Consider the following 23527-nt stretch of genomic DNA (forward strand, 5'->3'; position numbering starts at 1 on the left):
AATCCAAGCAGGTACAAGAATAGGCTAAATGGGTGAAACTGGCACTTACCTAATAACACCTAACAACTATTCTTGTACCAGCTTAAAGGTTGAAACGAGCTGTTTGAAAGATGTTAATCGAGCAACCCGCAATATGGTTAAGGTGGCTTTATCCGCATGCTTTGTGGCGTATGGATAAGACTCACCATTCCGTTTACCTCACTTTCGACGATGGCCCGATACCCGAATCAACCCCTTTCATTCTTGATACGTTGGCAAAATATGGAGCACACGCCACCTTCTTTATGGTGGGCGAAAATGTTGAACGCCATCCCGAACTTTACCAACGCATATTAAACGAGGGACACAGGGTGGGAAATCACACCTATAACCACATGGGTGGGGCTAAACACACCGTAAAAACATACACCGAAAATGCCCAGCGGGCCGATGCACTGATTCATTCTAACCTCTTCAGACCGCCACACGGATGGATGCGACTTAGCCAATATGCTTGGCTAAGCAGGCAATATAAGGTGGTGATGTGGGACCTTGTTACACGTGATTATTCAAAGTGGATGACTGCAGAAGATGTTCTGAACAATGTTAAACGCTATGCGCGCAATGGGTCTATCATCACTTTCCACGATTCTCTCAAAAGTATTGATAAACTACACTTTGCCTTACCTCAGGCATTAGAGTGGTTAAAGAGTCAAGGGTATGAGTTTAAAACTTTCGAATGAAATAAAAGCTGAGGCCAAACGCCTCGGCTTTTTTGCTTGTGGCATAGCAAAAGCTGCACCTGTAGACGCAACAACAGCTACAGAAGTGAAGCGATGGCTCGATAACGGCTGCTTTGGAGATATGGCTTATATGAACAACTATACAGATAAGCGCCTTAATCCCAAACTACTTATGCCCGGTCTGAAGTCGATTGTGTGCGTGGCAATGAGCTATGCACCTGCAAAACGCATACCCGAGGGACAATATCAGCTAGCCAGTTATGCTTACGGGCAAGATTATCACGAAGTGGTGAAAGGCAAGTTGCGCCAATTGGCAACTCATTTTGGCTTCGAACCGCATACCGAAGACACTACCTTGGCGTGCTCTTCCTACATCAACGCAACTCCAAAATTTAGGGTATTCTGCGACAGCGCGCCCATTTTAGAACGCTATTGGGCTGTAAAAGCTGGTTTGGGGTGGACAGGCAGAAACCATCAACTTATCATTCCAAAAGCTGGAAGCATGTTTGTTTTGGGCGAACTATTTCTCGACATCGAACTAAATTACGATGAAGAAATGCCCAATCGCTGCGGAACATGCTACAAATGCATTGACATCTGCCCCACAAAGGCCCTGGGAACACCCGAAGAAACAATGGGCAAACAAACCTTCTTGTTTAATGCTGAACGCTGTTTGTCGTACCAAACCATTGAATACCGCGGAGACTTACAGCCCGAAATGGCTAATGCCATGGGCGACACCATTTACGGATGCGACAAATGCCAAACCATTTGTCCGTGGAATGCTCACCCTGTGGCAACAAATATCGTAGAACTATCCCCCAGACCCGAACTCATGAACATGACTCGAGAACAGTGGCACAATCTTACCGAAGACGATTATAAACGACTTTTCAAAGGTAGCGCAGTGAAACGAGCAAAATATGCGGGGCTCATGCGAAATATTAAGGCAGTGGAACAATACCAAAAGCTTCACCGTTTACAAGATAACAAAGGCCAAAATGCCCTAAACAACAATGAGGAGAATAAACAATGAACGATAAACAAGACTTAATTTATACGCAAAAAACGCTTATACACGCGTTTTTCGATGGCTTTACCAACGGCATCATCGACGCCAACAAACTAAATCATAACGAACAACAAACACTGATAAAGGCCTTTCTCAATGTTTACGATAAAATTTCGGAGTACTACGCCGTGGTGATGTTGCCCATATTGGGCATTATCCACCACGATAGCCTAGAACAGTTGCAACACCAACTGGATGCTGTAAGCAGACAAGCGGATGCTGACGTGACACATTATTTTAAAGTGGTGTGCGAGAAACAAGGCACTTACGAGGCCATGGTTAACGATTATAAAGCTAATTTCGAGGCCCTATTAAAGGGTACAACACTGTCAACACAACATTGCGTCTTAAGTAATAAGGATAAATCAGCCTTTTACACAATGACCAATGAGGAACAAAACCTTAGGCTTTTGGTGCGAACCGTGCTGCGTGCCTACAACTGTGCACTTCAAACAAAGTCTGCATTTCAGCAATTTAACCAAGCCACGATTATCAGAATTGTGCTTGATAATGCTGACCTTATGGTTAACAGCAAACCCACTATTGCGCAATTTGTAAACGAGTGTACCGACATTCACGAATTGTTTATCGCACTACTGCATACCACAGAGCGGTATAATGTGGTACAAGAAGAGCTACAATTAGAAATGGAACGACAGATAACAGGTAGCAACTAACAACCCTTACAGCCACACCTCTGCTCAACAATCACCACAAGCCAGGCATTTACTTGTTCTGGCTTGTTGTTTTTAGTAGCTTATTGTCAATAAAGTCTACCCCTTTTTGTGTACAAAAGCCACGAAGAAACAATACGGCAGTATTGGTAAACAAATGATTAACATCGTATTTTTGAAAAAGAGGGTTGCCCAATGTAAGCTTCGACGATAATGCAATGAAATTCAACACAACATTATAGTCAAAAAATGGCACAAAATAACCTTCCTTAATCCCCCTCTGCACAAAGCTGTAAGCCTCTTTATGGTCTTTCTCGCTCTTATTAGTAAGATAATTCATTACGCGAGTGTACTTACTCAATTCGCTAAAAAACAAGGGATTAACACTAGCCATTTCGGCCATATCTCGATTATAGATATAGCAAACAATATCCATCACGTTGTGCGTTTCATCTTCTGCATATCTCTGCGCATCACGTTTTCTTTCCTTATCTTCTCTCATTATGCCATCAAGCAGCAACTCTTCCTTGTTCGAGTAAGTCTCGTATATCGTTCTTTTTTGATATAGCAAGCGTTGTTGCGATGTCGTCCATACGTACATTGCGTATGCCATGCTGCTTAAACGCCTGCATGGCAACGGTCAAGATACGCTCTTTTAAGTGCTTACGGTACTCGGTATATAAATCTTGTTGCTCCATAATTGCCTTATATTATAGCACAAAGGTACAAAAAATATGAAAAAGAAATTTTTGTTTTAAGCCTTTTTTACTACCTTTGTGCTGTTTTCAGCGTATAACGTTTAGCAATTAAATACAACGCTCATTTAATCACACATCATGGAATTGACTTGTTTTATCAACTAATTGTATAGCACAATGTCTTTTCCATATTAACTATTCATGCGAAAATGGTGAAAGTAACCAAAGAAGCGGCGTTAAACTACCACCAAAGTGGACGCCCTGGGAAAATTGAAGTTAGACCCACAAAACCATACCACACGCAAACAGACCTTAGCTTGGCTTATTCGCCTGGCGTGGCTTACCCTTGCTTGGAGATACAAAGCAACCCCGACGATGTTTACAAATACACAGACAAAGGCAATCTTGTGGCTGTTATCAGTAACGGCACTGCTGTTCTAGGATTGGGAGACATCGGTGCAATGAGCGGTAAACCAGTAATGGAAGGTAAGGGTTTGCTCTTTAAAATATATGGCGGTATTGATGTTTTTGATATCGAACTGGCCGAAAAAGATCCAGAAAAGTTCTGCGAAACAGTTGAAAGAATAGCCCCCACCTTTGGAGGTATCAACCTAGAAGATATCAAGGCACCCGAATGTTTCTACATCGAAGAACGACTAAAACGCACGCTCGACATCCCCGTGATGCACGACGACCAGCACGGAACGGCCATTATTTCGGCAGCAGGACTGAAAAACGCACTCGAAGTGGCTGGCAAAAACATTAAGGATGTGCGCATTGTGGTTAATGGCGCAGGAGCTGCTGCCATCAGCTGTACCAAACTTTACCTTGCATTGGGAGCAAAACGAGAGAATGTGGTGATGCTAGATTCAAAAGGTGTTATCACCACCGACCGCGAAAATCTTAACGACCAAAAGGCATTTTTTGCAACCACCCGCCGAGATATTCACACACTTGAAGAGGCTATTAAGGGAGCCGACGTGTTTGTTGGCCTTTCTAAGGGAAACATTCTCACCAAAGATATGGTGCGTTCAATGGCCGATAAGCCCATTGTGTTTGCGTTGGCCAACCCCATTCCTGAAATATCCTACGAAGATGCGATGGCATCGCGCCCCGATGTGCTTATTTCTACGGGGCGTTCGGACTATCCCAACCAAATTAACAACGTCATCGGATTCCCTTATATCTTCCGTGGCGCATTGGATGTTCATGCCACTGCCATTAACGAAGAGATGAAAATGGCTGCTGTGCATGCTATTGCCGACTTGGCCAAACAGCCTGTGCCCGATGTTGTTAACGACATCTATCGCGTTAACAACCTCACATTTGGTCCGCTTTATTTCATCCCAAAACCTGTAGACCCCCGACTCATTACAGAGGTTTCGGCTGCTGTGGCTAAGGCTGCAATAGAAAGTGGGGTGGCCCGAACGAGCATTACCAATTGGGAAGAATACAAAAACAGCCTGATGCAACTGCTTGGACAAGAAACGGTGTTTACAAGAAAACTACACGACACAGCTCGTCTACAGCCTCAACGCGTGGTTTATGCCGAGGGCGGACACCCTTCTATGATGAAAGCTGCAGTGCAAGCTAAGGCAGAAGGCATCTGTTTCCCCATTCTATTGGGAAACCCCGATCGCATTAACCGTCAGGCACAACGATTGAAACTAGACCTCGCTGGAATAGAGATTATTGACATGCGTGCCGATAAAGAGCAAGGTAGACGCGCAACCTACGCTAAACACTTGGCCGAAAAAATGGCGCGCAAGGGATACACCTTCCAAGAGGCCTACGACAAGATGTACGAACGTAACTATTTCGGTATGATGATGGTCGAACGCGGTGATGCTGATGCCTTCATTACTGGCCTTTACACCAAATATTCAAACACCATCAAGGTGGCTACAGAGGTGGTTGGCGTGCGCGAAGGCTACCATACTTTTGGCACAATGCATATCGTTAATTCACAAAAAGGCACGTTCTACATTGCCGACACACTGATAAACCGCCATCCCGATAACAATTACCTCGTAGATATTGCCCGACTGAGCGCCAATACAGTTGAGTTTTTTAATGAGAAACCGGTTATGGCAATGATTAGTTATTCTAACTTTGGTACCGACGAGATAGGCAGTCCGCTTAAAGTTCACGAGGCCGTTGAAGAGCTGCATGCTAATTATCCCAACTTGATTGTTGACGGTGAGATGCAAGTTAACTTTGCCTTAAACAGGGAAATGAGAGACGAAAAATATCCATTCTCTAAGCTTAAAGACAAAGATGTTAACACGCTAGTGTTCCCCAACCTTAGCAGCGCCAACGCAAGCTACAAGTTTTTGCAAGCGCTCGACCCCAAAACAGAGATTGTTGGACCAATACAAATGGGCTTAAACCGTCCCATACACTTTACCGACTTCGAAGCATCGGTTAGAGATATTGTCAATGTAACGGCCGTGGCTGTGGTTGATGCCTGTGTAGACAAAATGAAAAGGGCGGGCAAAACAAAACGATAAACAACGTTGGGGATGATTTTGCCTAATACAGTTGGCTGTTAACGCCTCTAGCACTTAGCATTTAGCTGCTAGTTAGCCGCAGCAGGCTTAATCAACCTTCACACTATCCAAATTAATTCGCGCTATGCCTTTTGCTGTATCAGTAAAGGGCATAGCGCGAATTGTTGTTTATGCTTTGTTTTTGTTCGTTACATACCCATTGTTCATCAATATCATTCATTGTCTACAAGGCTTGTGTACTTTACTTCTGTCCTACCATTGCTTAGTATATATAAATTAGAAATAACCAAGAAAAAAAGAATGTAAAGTTTTTAGTCCAAATTTTAACACAAAAAGAGCCCTCAAAATCCACCAACCATTTACTCGTACACAAATATTCGATTCTCGCGAAGGTTTAATTTACCTGCAAAGTGAGTTTTCTTGCAAAAGTTAACAAAACGACTTTCAGACAAATTAAACCGCTTTTTATACAACTTTTTGTGCTATTTCATACAAAATACAACGCTAAATGCATCAAAACGCAACGCTAAATGCACCAAAACGCAACGCTATCTGCACCAAAACGCGAGGCTAAATGCAGCAAAACGCGAGGTTAAATGCACCAAAACGCAAGACTAAATGCACCGAACTATGCTCCAAACGTGAGCATAAGAGCGAATAAATGATTAAAAAAGGTCGTGTTTAAAGTGCAAAAAGGTGCTAAAATGATGGTATTTTGCTGCTAAAACCACGTTACCGGGATTGAAAAAACTGAGAGAATCCAACAAACTAGAAAGCCTAAATGGTGCTTTTTGCAGGTTGAACAGCCCAAAATGGAGAAAATAATAAATTTGAAATCCCCCAAATAGATCCAAAACACATACTTTTGGGCGATATTTTCCGCTAGAATGAGCGAAAAATAACACGCACTTTGTAAAGTTTTCCAAACAGAATTAACACATTAAGAAGTAGCGGCTGTAGAGAATATAAGCAAAAAGTCTCTATGGTTTAAACATGTCGTTAAGGTACATTGCATAACAGTGGTGAATGGTAATCTAGTTGCGCACACATAAATAAGAAGCTAGGGCTTGTCTCTCACTTGGGTTAACAACACATCAGCAATAGTTTTGGGTATTGCAAACGGCAGTTATGCTTAGGCCACACAAATACCAATCGCATTCAAAAGCAAGAAAGGCGCTACAGAAAACCATCTGTAGCACCTTTCAATATGCGTTTATTGGCAAAGGATTACAAATCCCATCCCACAGCACTAGCACCAAGCACTGCAGCCGAAGAGCCTTCTAGACCGCTAATGAGGAACTTGGCCTTATCTTTGAAAATTTTCAATACATTTTCATCGTAAGCCTTCTTAAGTGGCTTCATCAACAAATCGCCAGCCTTTGTAAGTCCACCGAAGAAAATAAATGCTTCGGGCGAAGAGAAAGCAGCGAAATCAGCGCATGCCTCACCCAGCATTTTACCAGTAAAGGCGTAAACATCTAGTGCCAATTGGTCTCCCTTTTCGGCAGCTAACGAAACGTCGAGCGATGTAATATCCTCAGGTTTCAAATCGCGAAGCACAGAAGGCGTTGTGGTTTTCTCCAAGAATTCTCGTGCCGAACGAGCCACTCCCGTAGCCGAGCAATAGGTTTCCAAACATCCATGACGGCCACAACCGCAGCTACGTCCACCCTCTCTCTTCACGATAACATGACCAAGTTCGCCAGCAAAGCCATCACTTCCATAAATTACTTGTCCGTTAACCACGATACCCGAGCCAACGCCAGTACCCAAAGTAATAACGATAAAATTTTTCAAACCACGTGCCACGCCATAGGTCATCTCACCAATAGCAGCGGCATTAGCGTCGTTGGTAAGCGCAACAGGTATTCCACCCAGCCCTTTAGAGAACATATCAGCCAAAGGCACCACGCCATCGTGTCCCCAAATCAAGTTAGGAGCAAACTCAATCGTACCATTATAGTAGTTGCCGTTAGGTGCACCGATACCCATAGCTTTGATGGTTCCGATACCGCCAACCTGCTCAATAATGATATTCAGAGCCTCAAGCGAAGCGTTAACATAGTCAGCCACATTGGTATAGGCCTGCGTTTTAATGGCAGTTGTAGCCTTAATCTCTCCACGGCTATCAACGATGCCAAATACAGAGTTTGTTCCACCTAGGTCTAAACCAATCACGTACGGTTTCAATTCTTCAAGTACACTCATGTTGTGTTGTATTTTTAGTTTAGTAATAATTGTTCTCTTTTTCAGAGTTTGGCCTCAAAATTTGCTCAAAATAATTGGTATTTTTGCACCACATTTTAGTTTACAAATTCATAATAAGACCTTAATTTAAGCGTTCACAAAGTTATGAAAAATATGGAATAACACAAACTTATAAGTTGAAAATTTGCTCAATCCGCATATTTTTTGCAATTTTGCATTCGTTATGCCCTTACCTTTTCACATAGATATTGTAGACATCGTATTCAAAGGAATACTTATTGGTCTTATCGCCTCTGCCCCAATGGGGCCTGTAGGAGTGCTTTGCGTGCAGCGAACACTTAATAAAGGCAGGTGGTATGGTTTCATCACCGGCATTGGAGCAGCAGTAAGCGATATGATATACGCCTTAGTTACGGGTTATGGCATGAGTTTCATCATGGACCTCATTACTGCTCCGCGTACACTTTTTTCGCTCAAGATTTTGGGAAGCATACTCTTGATGTTTTTTGGGATATACTGTTTCAAGTCTAACCCCACGAAGAAGGTTCATTTTAGCGGTAAAGCAAAGGGTACACTGATACACAATGGCGTAACGGCTTTTCTCGTTACCTTCTCCAATCCGCTCATTATCTTTTTGTTCATGGCCACCTTTGCTCAGTTTGCTTTTGTGGTTCCCAACAAACCGTGGTTAATGGTAGGCGGATACACGGGCATTGTTTTAGGCGCATTGCTTTGGTGGTTTGGTCTTACATGGCTAATCGATAAAGTGCGCGGCAAATTCGACAACGGAGGCATTATTCTTATCAACAAAATTATTGGTAGTGTGGTTATCATCTTCTCGGTGATATTCCTACTAGGCACAATATTCAACCTCTACACTTTCGAATACTGAAACTAGCCCTTCATTCTTTTAGGGCTCTATATATAAAAGGAGTGCTCCACATTCACCCTAGCAAAACTTCATTAAATGTACATCGCCAAACAACTTAGAGAAAAAAGTATAGCCGAATACATATTGTATATGTGGCAAATTGAAGACTTGATACGCGCATACGGCTGTTCGTTGCAACGCATCAGGCACGAATACATTGACAAGTTTGACTATACCGACGAACAAAAAGAAGACATGCTCGATTGGTATGGCAATCTGGTGCGCATGATGAACCAAGAAGGTAAACGCGAACGTGGGCATCTACAAATTAATGCCATCATCGTTAAAGACCTAATGGACCTGCACAACCAGCTGATGCAAAGTGCTAAATTCCCCTTCTATAATGCCGAATACTATAAAGTGCTGCCCTTTATCGTAGAACTTCGCAACAAAGGCGACAAAGATGTAAACGAGGTGGAAACCTGCCTCGATGCCCTTTACGGCGTAATGTTGCTGCGACTGAAGAAAAAAGAGATAACACTCGACACTATGACAGCCATTAAAGAGATTACCACCTTTGTGGGAATGCTGAGCGACTATTATCAAAAGGACAAGACTGAAGGACTTGTTTTTGAAGACGAATAAACAAAATCACCGCATAATGAACATCTTGATTACAGGCTGCAACGGCCAACTGGGAAACGAAATGCAGTTGTTGCAAGCAAAATATGCACAACACACGTGGTTTAACACCGACGTAAACGAACTGGATATAACCGATAAAGACGCCATTGAGCGCTTTGTTGAAGCCAATCATATAGATGGCGTGGTTAACTGTGCCGCCTATACTGCGGTAGACAAAGCCGAAAGCGACCCACTATTAGCAAAAAAATTAAATGCCGACGCCCCAGCATTTCTGGCCGAAGCTGTGGGCAAACAAGGCGGATGGATAGTGCAAGTGTCTACCGATTATGTATTCGATGGCACCAAACACACACCATACGTAGAAACCGACAGCACTTGTCCTAACAGTGTTTACGGACAAACCAAGCTTGAAGGCGAACAAGCCGTAACCAAACTATGCCCCAATGCCATGATTATCAGAACGGCTTGGCTGTATAGCGAATTTGGAAATAACTTCGTGAAAACTATGATTCGCCTTGGAAAAGAACGCGAACAATTGGGTGTTATCTTCGACCAAGTGGGCACACCAACCTACGCTCACGACCTAGCAAGCGTGATTATGACAGCCATTGACAAGGGAATAAAACCTGGTATTTACCATTTCTCGAACGAAGGCGTTACGAGCTGGTACGACTTTACCAAAAGCATACACCGCATTGCAGGAATAAATACTTGCCATGTAATGCCCTTGCATACGGCCGAATACCCCACCCCAGCAAGTCGTCCTGCGTATAGCGTACTAGACAAAACAAAGATTAAAGTGGCTTATAGCATCAATATCCCCCATTGGGAAGAATCGTTGGCCAAATGTATCGCCAAACTTTAATCACGAAATGAACATGGTTAACAGCGTAACGAACTTGTAAACAAACCATCAATATTGTAAACACGTTAACTGATAAACCTGTAAAATTGAATAAGAACATTGTAAAAAATGACTGAAATAGAAAGAAGACGCACCTTTGCCATCATCTCGCACCCCGACGCGGGTAAGACTACTCTCACCGAAAAGTTTTTGCTTTTTGGTGGACAGATACAGGTGGCCGGAGCAGTAAAAAGCAATAAGATAAGAAAGACAGCCACATCCGACTGGATGGACATTGAGAAACAACGTGGTATCTCGGTTTCTACCTCAGTAATGGAATTTGATTACGAGGGATATAAGGTGAATATCCTGGACACACCGGGTCACCAAGATTTTGCAGAAGACACATATCGCACGCTAACAGCCGTTGACTCGGCCATCATCGTTGTGGATTCGGCTAAAGGTGTAGAAACTCAAACACGCAAACTGATGGAAGTTTGCCGAATGAGAAACACGCCAGTGATTATCTTTATCAATAAAATGGACCGCGAAGGTCGCGACCCTTTCGACTTGCTTGACGAACTAGAAGAGGAATTGCAGATTAATGTCAGACCACTATCGTGGCCCATCAATCAAGGCGCACGCTTCAAAGGGGTGTTTAATATCTACGAAAATCAATTGCAATTGTTCACACCCGACAAGCAGCGTGTTACCGAAAAGGTGGAAGTGAATGTAAACAGCGACGAATTAAACGGACATATAGGCGACCAAGATGCCCAAAAACTACGCGACGACTTGGAACTGGTAGATGGTGTTTTCCCTGAATTTGACGTGAACACCTATCGCGAAGGGCGCGTTGCCCCCGTATTCTTTGGTAGTGCCTTAAACAACTTTGGTGTGCAAGAGTTGCTGAATTGTTTCGTTGAAATTGCTCCTAGCCCCAAGCCAACAATGGCCGAGGAGCGCGAAGTGCAACCAACTGAACCCAAGTTTACTGGTTTTATCTTCAAGATAACAGCAAACATCGACCCCAACCACCGCTCGTGTATCGCATTTTGTAAGATATGCAGCGGTAAATTTGAGAGAAACCAACCTTACAGACACGTAAGATTGGATAAAACACTGCGCTTCAGCAGTCCTACTCAATTCATGGCACAACGCAAAAGCACCATAGATGAAGCCTATCCTGGCGACATTATCGGTCTACCCGATAACGGCATCTTCAAAATTGGCGACACGCTTACCGAAGGAGAACTGCTGCACTTCCGCGGTTTGCCATCGTTCTCACCCGAAATGTTCAAATATATCGAGAACGACGACCCAATGAAGGCCAAGCAACTGAATAAAGGTATCGAACAACTAATGGACGAAGGCGTAGCGCAATTGTTTGTGAATCAATTCAACGGACGCAAAATCATTGGCACAGTGGGACAGCTGCAGTTCGAAGTAATCGAATATCGCCTGCAAAATGAATATAACGCCAAGTGTCGTTGGGAACCCGTTCACCTGCATAAAGCCTGCTGGATTGAGTCTGACGACCCCAAAGAGCTAGAGAACTTCAAGAAACGCAAATACCAATATATGGCCAAAGACCGCGAAGGGCGCGATGTATTCTTGGCCGACTCGGGTTATGTACTTAGCATGGCACAGCAAGATTTCGAACATATCAAATTCCATTTCACAAGCGAATTTTAAGTTCCAGCTCTGCGCCAACCACTTTTTAACACACGCCACACGTGGCATATTTAGCCAAACATGTGCGCAATGTAAAAAGAAAATCGTATTTTTGCAATCAAATCGACATTAAACAAAAGGTATATGATAAAAATAACATTTCCGGATGGCTCCATCCGCGAGTACGAAAAAGGCATTACCGGCTTAGAAATAGCAAAAAGCATCTCGCCAGCCTTAGCACGCGACGTGCTTTCGATTGGCGTGAACGGAATCACAACCGAACTTAATCGCCCCATTAACGAAGACGCCACCATCGAGCTTTACAAATGGGAAGACGAAGAAGGTAAGCACACGTTCTGGCATTCGTCGGCCCACTTGCTAGCCGAAGCACTGCAAGCGCTCTACCCTGGCATACAGTTCGGTTTCGGTCCTGCCGTAGAAAATGGTTTCTTCTACGACGTAATGACCAAAGACGGAACACCTATCAGTGAGAATGATTTCCCCAAAATAGAAGAGAAAATGCGCGAATTTGCCAAAAGAGACGAGGCTATTGTGCGCAGAGAAGTTTCGAAAGCCGATGCCCTAAAAGAGTTTAAGGCCGACGGACAAGAATACAAGTGCGAGCATATCGACCTTGATTTGGAAGATGGTACCATCTCTACCTATTCGCAAGGTGAGTTTACCGACCTATGCCGAGGCCCTCACCTCACCTCAACTGGTGCCATCAAGGCAGTTAAACTAACTAGCGTTGCAGGTGCATTCTGGCGTGGTGATGCAGAGAAAGACCAGCTCACACGCATCTACGGCATCACATTCCCGAAGAAAAAGATGCTCGATGAGTATCTCGTTATGCTTGAAGAAGCTAAGAAACGCGACCACCGCAAGATTGGAAAAGAAATGGAACTCTTTATGTTCTCTGAACGAGTGGGTAAAGGTTTGCCTATCTGGCTACCCAAAGGCACAGAACTTCGCCTGCGTCTTCAAGACATGTTGCGCAAGATACAGAAGCGTTACGGTTATCAAGAAGTTATTACACCGCACATCGGCAGCAAAAATCTCTACGTAACTTCGGGGCACTATGCACACTATGGAAAGGATTCGTTCCAACCCATACACACACCCGAAGAAGACGAAGAGTACATGTTGAAACCCATGAACTGCCCCCACCACTGTGAGGTGTTTGCGTGGAAACCTCGTTCTTATAAAGACTTACCACTGCGTATTGCAGAATTTGGCACTGTTTATCGCTACGAAAAGAGTGGCGAATTACACGGTCTAACACGTGTTCGCTCGTTTACACAAGACGACGCACATATTTTCTGCCGTCCCGAACAAGTGAAAAACGAGTTCCTTCGCGTAATGGACATCATCCAAGCTGTATTCAAAATATTCCAATTCGAAAACTTTGAAGCTCAAATTAGCTTGCGCGATCCCAAGAATACGACCAAGTATATCGGTTCGGATGAAGTGTGGGAAGAAAGCGAACAGGCTATTATCGATGCCTGCAAAGAAAAAGGACTCGACGCAAAGATAGAATATGGAGAAGCGGCTTTCTATGGACCAAAGCTCGACTTCATGGTGAAAGATGCTATCGGACGCCGTTGGCAGTTGGGAACAATTCAGGTAGACTACAACCTACCCGAACGTTTTAAACTGGAATATACTGCCGAAGATAACACGAAGAAGACGCCAGTGATGGTTCACCGCGCACCTTTTGGTTCGATGGAACGCTTTAGTGCAGTGCTTATAGAACACACCGCAGGACACTTCCCCTTATGGCTCATCCCCGACCAAGTGGCTATTCTGCCCATCTCAGAGAAGTATAACGACTACGCTCAGCGTGTGGCAAAATACTTAGACAGCGTTGGTGTTCGCGCTACACTAGACATGCGCAACGAAAAAATTGGCCGTAAGATTCGCGACAACGAAATTAAGCGCGTCCCCTACATGATTGTCGTTGGCGAAAAAGAAGCCGCCGAGGGCCTTGTTTCGATGAGAAAGCAAGGCGGTGGCGAACAAGCTACCATGACAATGGAAGAGTTTGCACAACGTATTAACGATGAAGTGGCTAGCCAACTAGCTGCTACAGACATCCACCCAGAGGATTAATAGCAAACCAGAAATATTTTTTGCCAGCGTAAACACCAAACAAAAGGCTGTTTACGCTGGCATTTTATAAAAGGCTCTTTCTAAATTAGCAAGGAAATCATCTGGTTTTCGAACATGATTTCCACAAACTTGTGCAAAATATGCACTTGTTTATTAACAAATAACAAGATAACACAAGCTTTATTTTCGTACAGAAAGTGCATTTACTTAACAACTGTTCGACTATTATCAAGAAAAACAGAACAAAGACACGCTTAATTATGTATAAAATAAGGCGTATGTATAAAATAACCAAGGAATTATTTTGCCTTTTGCTCGAAAAATCGTACTTTTGCAGCCGCTTATCATAATATTGTTGAATGAAGAATGAAAGAATAAAGAACCAGTATCGCATAAACGAGCAGATACGCGCGAAGGAAGTACGCATCGTAAACGAAGGCGGCTCCTCTGTTATGCCCACCCGTCAAGCACTCGATATGGCAAGAAGCCAAGGGGTGGACTTGGTAGAAATATCTCCTAACGCACAACCTCCCGTTTGTCGCATCATTGACTATTCAAAGTTCCTCTATCAGCAAAAGAAGCATGCTAAGGAAATGAAGGCAAAGCAAGTGAAGGTAGAAGTGAAAGAAATAAGATTTGGACCTCAAACCGATGAACACGACTACAACTTCAAACTTAAGCACGCAAAAGAATTTTTGGATGCTGGCAACAAAGTTAGAGCTTACGTTTTCTTCCGTGGCCGCTCAATTCTCTTCAAAGAACAAGGCGAAGTGCTACTTCTGCGTTTTGCGAACGACTTAGAAGAATATGGTAAAGTGGAACAGATGCCTGCTCTAGAAGGCAAAAAAATGTTCCTATACATTGCTCCCAAAAAAGCTGGTGCAGTAAAGAAGAGCCAACAAAAAATGGACCGCGAAAGACGCGAAAGCGAAATGCAGAACGCAGAAGCTGAGACAGAAACTGCAAACACCGATAACGGTCTGTTCGCCAACGCGAAGAATGGTGAAGATGTGCTCAAAAAACTCCAAGCAGAATAATCCAACGCTTGTAGAAGCAGCAACAATAAAGACAAGAACGAGGTGCGTAACGCCGGGTATATGCGTTGCCACCATATATAAATAACAAATAAACAACAAAAAAATGCCAAAAGTAAAGACAAACTCCGGTGCAAAAAAGAGATTTCGTTTCACCGGTACGGGTAAGATTAAAAGAAAACATGCTTACCACAGTCACATCTTGACTAAGAAAACAAAGAAGCAAAAGAGAAACTTGGTACACTCAACGCTAGTTGATCGTACGGACATGAAGCAGGTACGCGACTTGCTTTGCTTGCGTTAAACATTAGTCAAACATTTTTAAGTTAAGAAGAAAGTATGCCAAGATCAGTCAATCATGTTGCTTCTAAAGCAAAAAGAACTAGAATTTTAAAGCTTACAAAAGGCTACTATGGTGCCAGAAAGAATGTTTGGACTGTAGCTAAAAACACCTGGGAAAAAGGTCTTACCTACGCCTACCGCGACCGTCGCAACAAGAAACGTACATTCCGCGCTCTGTGGATTCAACGTATTAACGCTGCCGCTCGCCTAGAGAATATGACCTATTCTACACTCATGGGTGCGTTGCACAAAGCAGGTATCGAAATCAACCGTAAGGTTCTTGCCGACCTCGCCGTTAACAATCCCCAAGCTTTCAAAGCTATTGTAGACAAAGTGAAGTAAATATCACGCACAATAAGAAAAGAGGACGCATAAGCATGTGTCCTCTTTTTTTGTCATATTCAACTTAAAGGGAGTCCTATCCCACAGTCATTAAAATTGTTTATATTTTCCAAATATTTATCCAATGCATACACTATTTGTTGCATTGACATTGAAAAATAGCTTACACAGTTGAGTATTAGGAAGATATTTTGTATTTTTGCCCCCGATTACAACATATCACATGAGCAGCAAAATAAGGATTAAGGATATCGCAGAGATGGCAGGCGTGTCGGTTGGAACCGTAGACAGAGTACTTCATAACCGCCCTAACATATCGAAATTTGCCAGAGAGAAGGTGGAAAAGGTATTGGAAAGCATTAATTATCAACCCAACATGTATGCCAGTGCCTTAGCCTACAACAAGTCGTACACGTTTTATCTCGTCGTTCCCCAACACGAGTCGGAAGCCTATTGGGAAGAAATTGAAGAGGGAGCATTAAAGGCTGCTGAGGTTAGACGCGACTTCTACGTTAATGTTGAGATTATATATTACGACCGTTTTAATTCTGAAACTTTCGTAAAACAGGTGAACCATTGCCTAGAACTCAATCCCGACGGCGTTATTGTGGTGCCGTCTCAACTAGATGTAACACGCACTTTCACTGATAAATTGCACGAACGCAACATCCCATTTGTGATGCTCGATTCGTACATGCCCGATCTTCAGCCTCTCTCTTTCTATGGTCAAGATTCGCTAGCCAGTGGATATTTCGCCGCTAAAATGCTCATGATGATTGCCAACAACGAGAAAGAAATATTGATTGTAAAGCAAACCAAAGACGGCAAAGTGGTTAGTAAACAGCAAGAGAACCGCGAAATGGGTTTTAAGACATACATGAACGACCATTTCCCCCATATCAAAATCACCGACGTGAATCTTCCACTTGAGACTGGTAAGCATCGTTATATCGACATCCTTGAAGAGTTCTTTACCCAAAACCCACAAGTGCACCATTGCATCACATTCAATTCTAAAGCGCACATCGTGGGGAATTTTTTACTACAAACCAACAGACATAACGTGCAGATAATGGGTTACGACATGGTGGGTAAGAACGCCGAGTGCCTTAAACAAGGAAGCATCTCATTTCTTATTGCTCAACACGCTTACATGCAGGGTTATGCTTGCGTAGACACATTGTTCCAAGCCATCGTTTTGAAAAAGAAAGTAAGCCCCATTAACTACATGCCCATAGAGCTTCTTACAAAAGAGAACGTGGAGTTTTATCGCCGAACACAACTCTAACATTGCCATTTGGCGTAACAGATGTGACATTCTAAACTATGTGTCCACACTTCTCATCCCTTTTGAAGCAGAAGTAGGCATTGTAAGGCATGCCAACGATAAAGATTAAAGGCCTCTTGCCTTCTATCGTGCCTCAGTATGCTACCAACAGGCCACTTAACTGCCGCAACTAGCATAACGACAAACGGCAAGCACAACCAACACGCCAAATAAAGGGTAGCCTTCCCCCACCCCAACACCCTTTGTATTTTCACTTAGCTGTGGCAGAACGCCATCGAGCCAAACGCCACATACTTACAACAGGATAACAAAATAATAAGAGACGTGCGCCAATGCCGTCACTTCAAACTTAACAACAGCACATGCACCATATCTCAAACAAGAAAGGACTATTAGCTTTAAGTCCGCTAATCGTCTTTATTGTGATGTATCTCGTCACTTCTATTATAGCGGGCGACTTCAAAAAGATACCCATAACCGTGGCTTTCATGATTTCAAGTATGTATGCCATCGCCACATCCACAGGCAAGCCCCTAGTTGAACGCATCAATGTATTTAGCAAAGGGGCTAGCACCAGCAACATGATGCTTATGCTGTGGATATTCGTTTTGGCTGGAGCTTTTGCCAATTCGGCCAAACAAATGGGTAGCATCGACGCCATGGTGGGCTTCACGCTCAACGCGCTACCAAGCACTTTGCTGCTGCCAGGCATCTTCCTTGCAGCTTGTCTCATATCTCTTTCCATAGGAACCAGCGTTGGAACCATCGTTGCCCTCATACCCATTGCCGTGGGCATAGCCCAAAACACAGGTATCAGTCTTCCGTTAATGACAGGAATAGTGGTGGGCGGCTCGTTTTTTGGCGACAATCTTTCGTTTATTTCCGACACCACCGTAGCCGCAACCAACACACAAGACTGCCGAATGAAAGACAAGTTCTTGGTTAACATCTACATCGTTCTGCCTGCTGCCTTAGCCATTATGGGCATATACACCTTCATAGGCTTTGGTATCGAAAGTTCGCACAGCCTGCCTTCCATTCAATATCTCAACATCTTGCCCTACGTTGTAGTTATTGCTATGGCTGTTTTTGGCATGAACGTGATGGCTGTGCTAACTCTTGGCCTAGCCATGACCGGCATCATTGGCATTTGGAATGGGGCTTACGACCTCTTTGGTTGGTTTCAGTCTATGGGCCAAGGTATTGTTGGCATGGGCGAACTCATCATCATCACCATGCTAGCAGGAGGTCTGCTCGAGATTATCCGTATGAATGGTGGAGTGGATTATGTTATCAGTAAACTCACAGCCCGCATCAATGGCAAACGAGGAGCAGAAGGAACCATCGCCCTACTCGTTGCTTTGGTAGACCTTTGCACGGCTAACAACACTGTGGCCATACTCACTGTAGGAGGAATAGCCAAAGACATCTCTCAACGTTATGGCGTTGATAGTCGCAAAAGTGCGAGCATTCTCGACACAATGTCATGCTGCATTCAAGGCATAATACCCTACGGCGCACAACTATTAATGGCCGCAGGACTGGCTCAAATCAATCCAGCACACATTGTTCCCTATCTTTATTATCCCTTTGCCATTGGTATTGTAACCATTCTGGCCATTTTTTTCAGATACCCAAAGAAGTATAGCTAACTAAAATGGACGTTATCAAGAGAAACTTTTTCGCACTCTTAAAAGCTGGTGCTTTCGGCGAGACACACAGCGTTGAACCCATGTCGGCCCATAAATGGCGTAAGCTGTTTGCCGTGATAGGGGTTCACGAGGTTGTGCCTTATGCTTGGGCGGGATACAACAAACAACAATTACCTTTCGTGCAACATGTTCCGAAGAATATTATCCACGACCTTCGCAACTGTCAGCACGCTGCTTCTACACACAAATACGATAGCGCCCAACTCTCAAACGGCTTACTTAACAAGCGCCTCAACAACATCCGACACAGCGAGCCGCACGCCATCGACACTTCAATAGAAACTGTACATGTGCTAAACATCATCGTTCACAACATTGAAACAATGCTCAATAAGGGCGTGGTGTTAAGAGGAATTGTGGACTTGGGCATCTACCTCCGCACAATGGGCCATAAAATAGACTTCATTAAACTTGAAAACTGGCTCACTAATCTGCATATCGAGACCCTAGCACAGTTTCAGGGGAGCATTCTTATTCAACTTTTGGGCTTTGATACAGACGAAGTACCCTTCACTCGGCGCGTGATGACCGATGCAAAGAGCGTTACTCTGAAAGCTGTGGAACGCACGGTAAAAGACACGAGCTATAAATGGGACTTTAAACAAAATAAATCGCCCTGGGTGCAGGTTAATTCACAGGCCATAAAACAAAGTATGCGCCGCAGCTTTCACTATCTTCTATACGCGCCAATAGAGACAATTAGCAATCTTACCTATAAATTTGCAAAAAATCTTTCAGAACTAGAAGAATAATGAGAAGATAATGTGCGCACTCTGATGACTTTTTGTAACTTTGCATTCATGAAGAAATTACTTATCATTTTAGCGTGCACATTAAGCCCGTTCTTAGCTAAAGCACAAGACGGCTACTACATACAATGCGAAGACACTTGCAACCACATTCACGGCATAGACATTAGCCACTACCAAGGACAAGTGTTTTGGGAGGTCATCGGCGAAAATTCTAAGATGGCTTACGTATATATTAAAGCTACTGAAGGAGGCGACCGCATCGACCCTAGATACGAACGCAACATCGAATTGGCACATCAATATGGGCTTAAAGTGGGCTCGTACCACTTTTTTAGGCCTAAAACAAACCTCAAAAAGCAACTTGATAACTTCATGATGCAATGCAGACCCGCTGACCAAGACCTCATCCCTATGATTGATGTCGAAACAAAAAGTGGACTGTCTACTCCCGAATTCTGCGACTCGCTTACCAAGTTTATCGCACTTGTAGAAGAAGCCTATAAACAAAAACCACTAATTTACACCTTTACCAACTTCTACAACGCCCACATGCAAGGCGTGGTAGACGGATATCCATTGATGATTGCCCAGTACAACGGCATCGAACCCGAACTAAAAGACGGTCGTGACATCACCATGTGGCAATACACCGGAAAGGGAAGAATTAACGGAATCAATGGACTTGTAGATAAAAGTAGATTTCTTAATAATCATGGTTTACGCGAAATAAGATTTCACCATTAACCAATTATCCCTAATCAAAGATAAAAAGAGAACAATATGGCAATGATTAAATGTCCAGAGTGCGGTCGCGAGATTAGTGACAGAGCACAAACTTGTCCCTCGTGTGGAGTAAGAATCGAAAACGAAGTGACAAAATGTACCGTTTGTGGCGACGTTTATTTTAAAGACCAAGCCGAATGCCCACATTGTCACCATCGCACGGCTAACGACTTGAATACGTATAACGAACATGTAAACAACGACGCGCACTCAGCTACTACTGCTTCTATTGGGAATGCCCACGACACATGCACAACACAACAGCCCCAAAACGAGGGTTATACAGCTCCTAACAACATGGACTCTGTTCAACAGCAACAGAACATGAATACCCACACGCAAAACGTGCAACCACAACAAGGCCAACAGCCTTATAATACCTACCAAGGGCAAAACGCTGCACAACCCGGATACACCACACAACCACAAATGGACGAGGCCAAACAAACGCCTTATGGACAAGTTCCGCCACAGACTCCTCCCCCATCAGCACCACAACAACACAAAAAAAACGCCACAACAATCGCACTCATCGTGGTTATTGCCTTTTTGATTTTTGGTTTTGGTGCTTATTGGTTCATACACTCCTCTAGCGGTAAAGAACAACAGGCATACGAATACGCTCTAAACAGCAACGACCCTGCTGTGCTTGAATCGTATCTCAACAACTATAGAGATGCTGATGCCATGCACCGCGAAAAGATAACCCAGCAGTTGGCACAACTAAAACAGGCCGAATTAGACTGGACCAACTCTGTGGTGAGTGGCTCTAAATCGGCAATGACCGACTTCCTCAACAAGTATCCCAACAGTATTCATAAAGCTGAAGCCGAACGTAAGATTGACTCGCTAGACTGGGTGGTGGCTAAAACAGCTAATACTACCGAAGCTTATAACCTCTATATCACCGAACATCCCAACGGCGACTATATAGACGAGGCCAACAATAGCCTGAATGTGGCCAAAGCTAAGACTGTTACGCCCAAAGAAAAGGAAATGTTAGCCTTGGTTTTCCGCAGCATGTTCCGTAGTATTAACGACCGCGACGACGAGGCGCTGACCTCTAATTTCAGCGATTTACTTAGCTCGTTCTTGGGTAAGAGCAACGCTTCCAAAAGTGATGTTATTGCTTTCCTCAACAAGATATACAAGGATGATATTATATCAATGGAGTGGAGAGCTAACAACGATATGAAAATATCTAAACGCGAAATTGGTATCGACGAGTATGAATACTCTGTTGACTTCTCGGCTAATCAGAAAATACAACGCGAAGACGAGGATAAAGAAACAGATGCCAACTATCGTATCAAGGCTAAAGTTAATCCTGATGGTAAAATCACCGAACTTAATATGGTGAAAGTGCTGCAATAACTTCTGTTTAATGGCTTAAATATACAAAGCTAAAGCTATTAAGCACAAGCACAAACCCACACATCCATTCTAAATAATATGCCCCGCAATCCTCAATAAGTAGGAATGCGGGGCTTATTTTTTGCCATAATCACTTAATATATGGCATCGCTGCTTGGCGTGCTTCATGCTTTTATTTTCTTTGCGCCAACATTGTGCTATACATTCAATTTATTTTGTAAAATATTAATACCAAAAACACACATCAAAACTGCCCTTAAAAATCACCAAAGTCCAGCTCTACTTCAAATATTCGATTCTCGCAACGGTTTATTCGATGAACGATTGCATTTGCACAAAAATGGATAAACAACCATTTTTTGCTGTCTAAAACTACTAATTGTACATAAATCCGTGTGATTTGCTGCATTTAGCACTGCGTTTTGCTGCAAAATGCGCTTCATTTAGCTGCAAAATGCATTGCGTTTTGTAGCTAAATGCAGTGCTAAATACAGCAAAAAGCAAGACTAAATGTAGCAAAATACAAAGCTAAATGCATCTTTATGCGGTTAAAGGATAAGCTTTAGGTCTTTAGATTACTGAAAAAGCATGTGTTTTATAGGAAAAATATATCTAAACAAGGGCATTTTTGCCTGTAAAACCATTTTTGGGGTGGTTAAAAAAGGCGAGCAGAACACCAAATAGAAAAGCTAAATGGTGCAAAATGCAGGTTCTAACCTAAAAAATGATGTAAAATAAAAATCAGACAGCTAAAAAAAGGGCCTAAATGCGTGCATTTAAGCATTATTTTTCGCTAGAAGGAGCGCTTTTGGAAACACCATTTGTAAAATATTTGTACCACGATTAACAAATCAATTCTGCAGAAAGTTTGTTAGAAGAATAAATGTTCATAACCCATTTTGGAGTTAGATGCACCGCTTTTAATTGCGTGTCATATTGAAAGTATAGGTCAGCCCACTGTTAGGAGATAGGCTATTACCTGTGTTTTGCTTAACTTTGGCGCAACTTAAGGCTCTATTACAAAGAATTATGCCACCTTCTCAGCCCTACCACATGTTAAAAACAAGCCTATCAACAATAAGGCACAACTCTTATTAGGGGTTTCTGTACAACATTGGCGCTACGCCAAGCCCTTAGAAAGATGTTAGAACAAGCTTTCGCCATCAATAATACAAAAGTCATAAGAACCTTTTTTCAATGCACACCATACCCCAAAGAAAAACTTGTATGCAAAAGAAAAAGTGGAGCCGTGCAGAATGAGTGGGCAAACAATCATTCTGCACGGACTGTTAACGTTAGCTCCAAAGCCACACAATGGGCCTTGAACTTAGGCAATACGCTGTTGTAAAAGCGTCATAAGTTCGTCGCGTCTTTCACAACTAAACACATGAATGCGGTTTTCTGTATGCACCACAAGCATTTGGTCTCCATCTTTTACATACGCCTTGTACCTTCCCAACTTGCGATTATAAAACAAACCATAGTGTCCAAAAAAGAAAGATATGCCCCAAAGGCGTAAATCAAAGGCGATATCGTCTTTAATTTCTACCCTGGTTATGCTGTTTAGTGGTATACGCACTTTCCCCATTTGTCGATGAATAACTAAATTTACATCGTTGAGCGTAACTTTACGTATCTGTATGCAAAACGCATAGAGCACCACAGACACACAAGCTACAAAAACAAGCAGATAAGTATAGAAGCGACCAGTGCCCACACCGCTGCGAGCCATACCGCCCATGCAAGCCATAAAAGCACCATGCATCAGTACCATGCCAACAATGGTAGACCCAAGCATAAATTTTGAATAGGGCGAACGAAATGTGTATGTATCCATCATAAAATTGGTAATTAGTTTATTGTTTATAACATG

Annotated in this window: 20 protein-coding genes; 17 read left to right on the forward strand and 3 right to left on the reverse strand. The window is 43.2% G+C overall.

The window, feature by feature from the left end; all coding sequences use genetic code 11:
• The first annotated feature begins 110 nt into the window (after positions 1-110).
• From QME03_RS04205 to QME03_RS04215, 3 genes are read left to right on the forward strand one after another with little or no spacing between them, the layout of a single operon-like run.
• Complete coding sequence (locus QME03_RS04205) at positions 111-722, forward strand: polysaccharide deacetylase family protein (protein ID WP_025815128.1); 612 nt, start codon at positions 111-113, stop codon at positions 720-722.
• A complete protein-coding gene (queG, locus tag QME03_RS04210) occupies positions 700-1758 on the forward strand; it encodes a tRNA epoxyqueuosine(34) reductase QueG (protein WP_281723565.1) in 1059 nt (352 codons plus the stop codon). The genes QME03_RS04205 and queG overlap by 23 nt, the downstream gene beginning before the upstream one ends.
• Entirely contained in the window at positions 1755-2471 is a 717-nt protein-coding gene (locus tag QME03_RS04215) for a hypothetical protein (RefSeq protein ID WP_281723566.1), read from the forward strand. The genes queG and QME03_RS04215 overlap by 4 nt, the downstream gene beginning before the upstream one ends.
• Before the next feature lie 49 nt (positions 2472-2520).
• Here QME03_RS04215 and QME03_RS04220 read toward each other — a convergent pair whose 3' ends face one another.
• On the reverse strand, positions 2521-3081 hold the full coding sequence (locus QME03_RS04220; protein WP_345740169.1) for a TetR/AcrR family transcriptional regulator: 561 nt from the start codon (positions 3079-3081) through the stop codon (positions 2521-2523).
• 294 nt (positions 3082-3375) lie between these two features.
• On the opposite strand from QME03_RS04220, the gene QME03_RS04230 reads away from it, so the two are divergent.
• Positions 3376-5676 carry an NADP-dependent malic enzyme gene (locus tag QME03_RS04230; protein ID WP_281723568.1) on the forward strand — a complete coding sequence of 767 codons (2301 nt, stop codon included), beginning with the start codon at positions 3376-3378 and terminating at the stop codon, positions 5674-5676.
• A gap of 1227 nt (positions 5677-6903) precedes the next feature.
• Here the strand turns inward: QME03_RS04230 and QME03_RS04235 are convergent.
• Positions 6904-7884 (reverse strand): ROK family protein, encoded by a 981-nt coding sequence (locus tag QME03_RS04235; protein ID WP_281723569.1) that lies wholly within the window; start codon positions 7882-7884, stop codon positions 6904-6906.
• Between the two features lie 223 nt (positions 7885-8107).
• Here QME03_RS04235 and QME03_RS04240 point away from each other — a divergent pair, with 223 nt between their 5' ends.
• The 13 genes from QME03_RS04240 (at position 8108) to QME03_RS04300 (ending at position 21654) form a co-directional block, all read left to right on the forward strand.
• Positions 8108-8776, forward strand: coding sequence for a LysE family translocator (locus QME03_RS04240; protein WP_025815134.1), 669 nt, complete (start codon positions 8108-8110; stop codon positions 8774-8776).
• Positions 8777-8851: 75 nt separating this feature from the next.
• Positions 8852-9400: a DUF4924 family protein gene (locus QME03_RS04245; RefSeq protein WP_273113219.1), complete on the forward strand. Its 549-nt coding sequence runs from the start codon at positions 8852-8854 to the stop codon at positions 9398-9400.
• A gap of 16 nt (positions 9401-9416) precedes the next feature.
• Positions 9417-10265, forward strand: coding sequence for a dTDP-4-dehydrorhamnose reductase (gene rfbD, locus QME03_RS04250; protein WP_281723570.1), 849 nt, complete (start codon positions 9417-9419; stop codon positions 10263-10265).
• Positions 10266-10373: 108 nt separating this feature from the next.
• The gene (locus tag QME03_RS04255) at positions 10374-11939 is read left to right on the forward strand and encodes a peptide chain release factor 3 (RefSeq protein ID WP_281723571.1); all 1566 of its coding nucleotides are present in this window, start codon (positions 10374-10376) and stop codon (positions 11937-11939) included.
• Positions 11940-12062: 123 nt separating this feature from the next.
• Positions 12063-14027 carry a threonine--tRNA ligase gene (thrS, locus tag QME03_RS04260; protein WP_281723572.1) on the forward strand — a complete coding sequence of 655 codons (1965 nt, stop codon included), beginning with the start codon at positions 12063-12065 and terminating at the stop codon, positions 14025-14027.
• 359 nt (positions 14028-14386) lie between these two features.
• Positions 14387-15064 (forward strand): translation initiation factor IF-3, encoded by a 678-nt coding sequence (gene infC, locus QME03_RS04265; protein ID WP_025815137.1) that lies wholly within the window; start codon positions 14387-14389, stop codon positions 15062-15064.
• Positions 15065-15167: 103 nt separating this feature from the next.
• Positions 15168-15365 (forward strand): 50S ribosomal protein L35, encoded by a 198-nt coding sequence (gene rpmI / locus QME03_RS04270; protein WP_044075576.1) that lies wholly within the window; start codon positions 15168-15170, stop codon positions 15363-15365.
• Positions 15366-15400: 35 nt separating this feature from the next.
• Positions 15401-15745: a 50S ribosomal protein L20 gene (rplT, locus tag QME03_RS04275; RefSeq protein WP_009235381.1), complete on the forward strand. Its 345-nt coding sequence runs from the start codon at positions 15401-15403 to the stop codon at positions 15743-15745.
• Positions 15746-15968: 223 nt separating this feature from the next.
• Entirely contained in the window at positions 15969-17033 is a 1065-nt protein-coding gene (locus QME03_RS04280) for a LacI family DNA-binding transcriptional regulator (protein ID WP_281723573.1), read from the forward strand.
• A gap of 362 nt (positions 17034-17395) precedes the next feature.
• Entirely contained in the window at positions 17396-18685 is a 1290-nt protein-coding gene (locus QME03_RS04285; RefSeq protein ID WP_281723574.1) for a Na+/H+ antiporter NhaC family protein, read from the forward strand.
• A gap of 5 nt (positions 18686-18690) precedes the next feature.
• Positions 18691-19497 (forward strand): hypothetical protein, encoded by an 807-nt coding sequence (locus tag QME03_RS04290; RefSeq protein ID WP_281723575.1) that lies wholly within the window; start codon positions 18691-18693, stop codon positions 19495-19497.
• 48 nt (positions 19498-19545) lie between these two features.
• The gene (locus tag QME03_RS04295) at positions 19546-20241 is read left to right on the forward strand and encodes a glycoside hydrolase family 25 protein (RefSeq protein WP_281723576.1); all 696 of its coding nucleotides are present in this window, start codon (positions 19546-19548) and stop codon (positions 20239-20241) included.
• 36 nt (positions 20242-20277) lie between these two features.
• Entirely contained in the window at positions 20278-21654 is a 1377-nt protein-coding gene (locus QME03_RS04300; protein WP_281723577.1) for a zinc ribbon domain-containing protein, read from the forward strand.
• A 1327-nt stretch (positions 21655-22981) separates the two neighbouring features.
• Here QME03_RS04300 and QME03_RS04305 read toward each other — a convergent pair.
• Entirely contained in the window at positions 22982-23494 is a 513-nt protein-coding gene (locus QME03_RS04305; RefSeq protein ID WP_281723578.1) for a PH domain-containing protein, read from the reverse strand.
• Positions 23495-23527 lie beyond the last annotated feature (33 nt).

Origin of the sequence: Hoylesella shahii, assembly GCF_937990675.1 — a bacterium.
In the GTDB taxonomy this organism is placed as follows: Bacteria; Bacteroidota; Bacteroidia; order Bacteroidales; family Bacteroidaceae; genus Prevotella; species Prevotella shahii.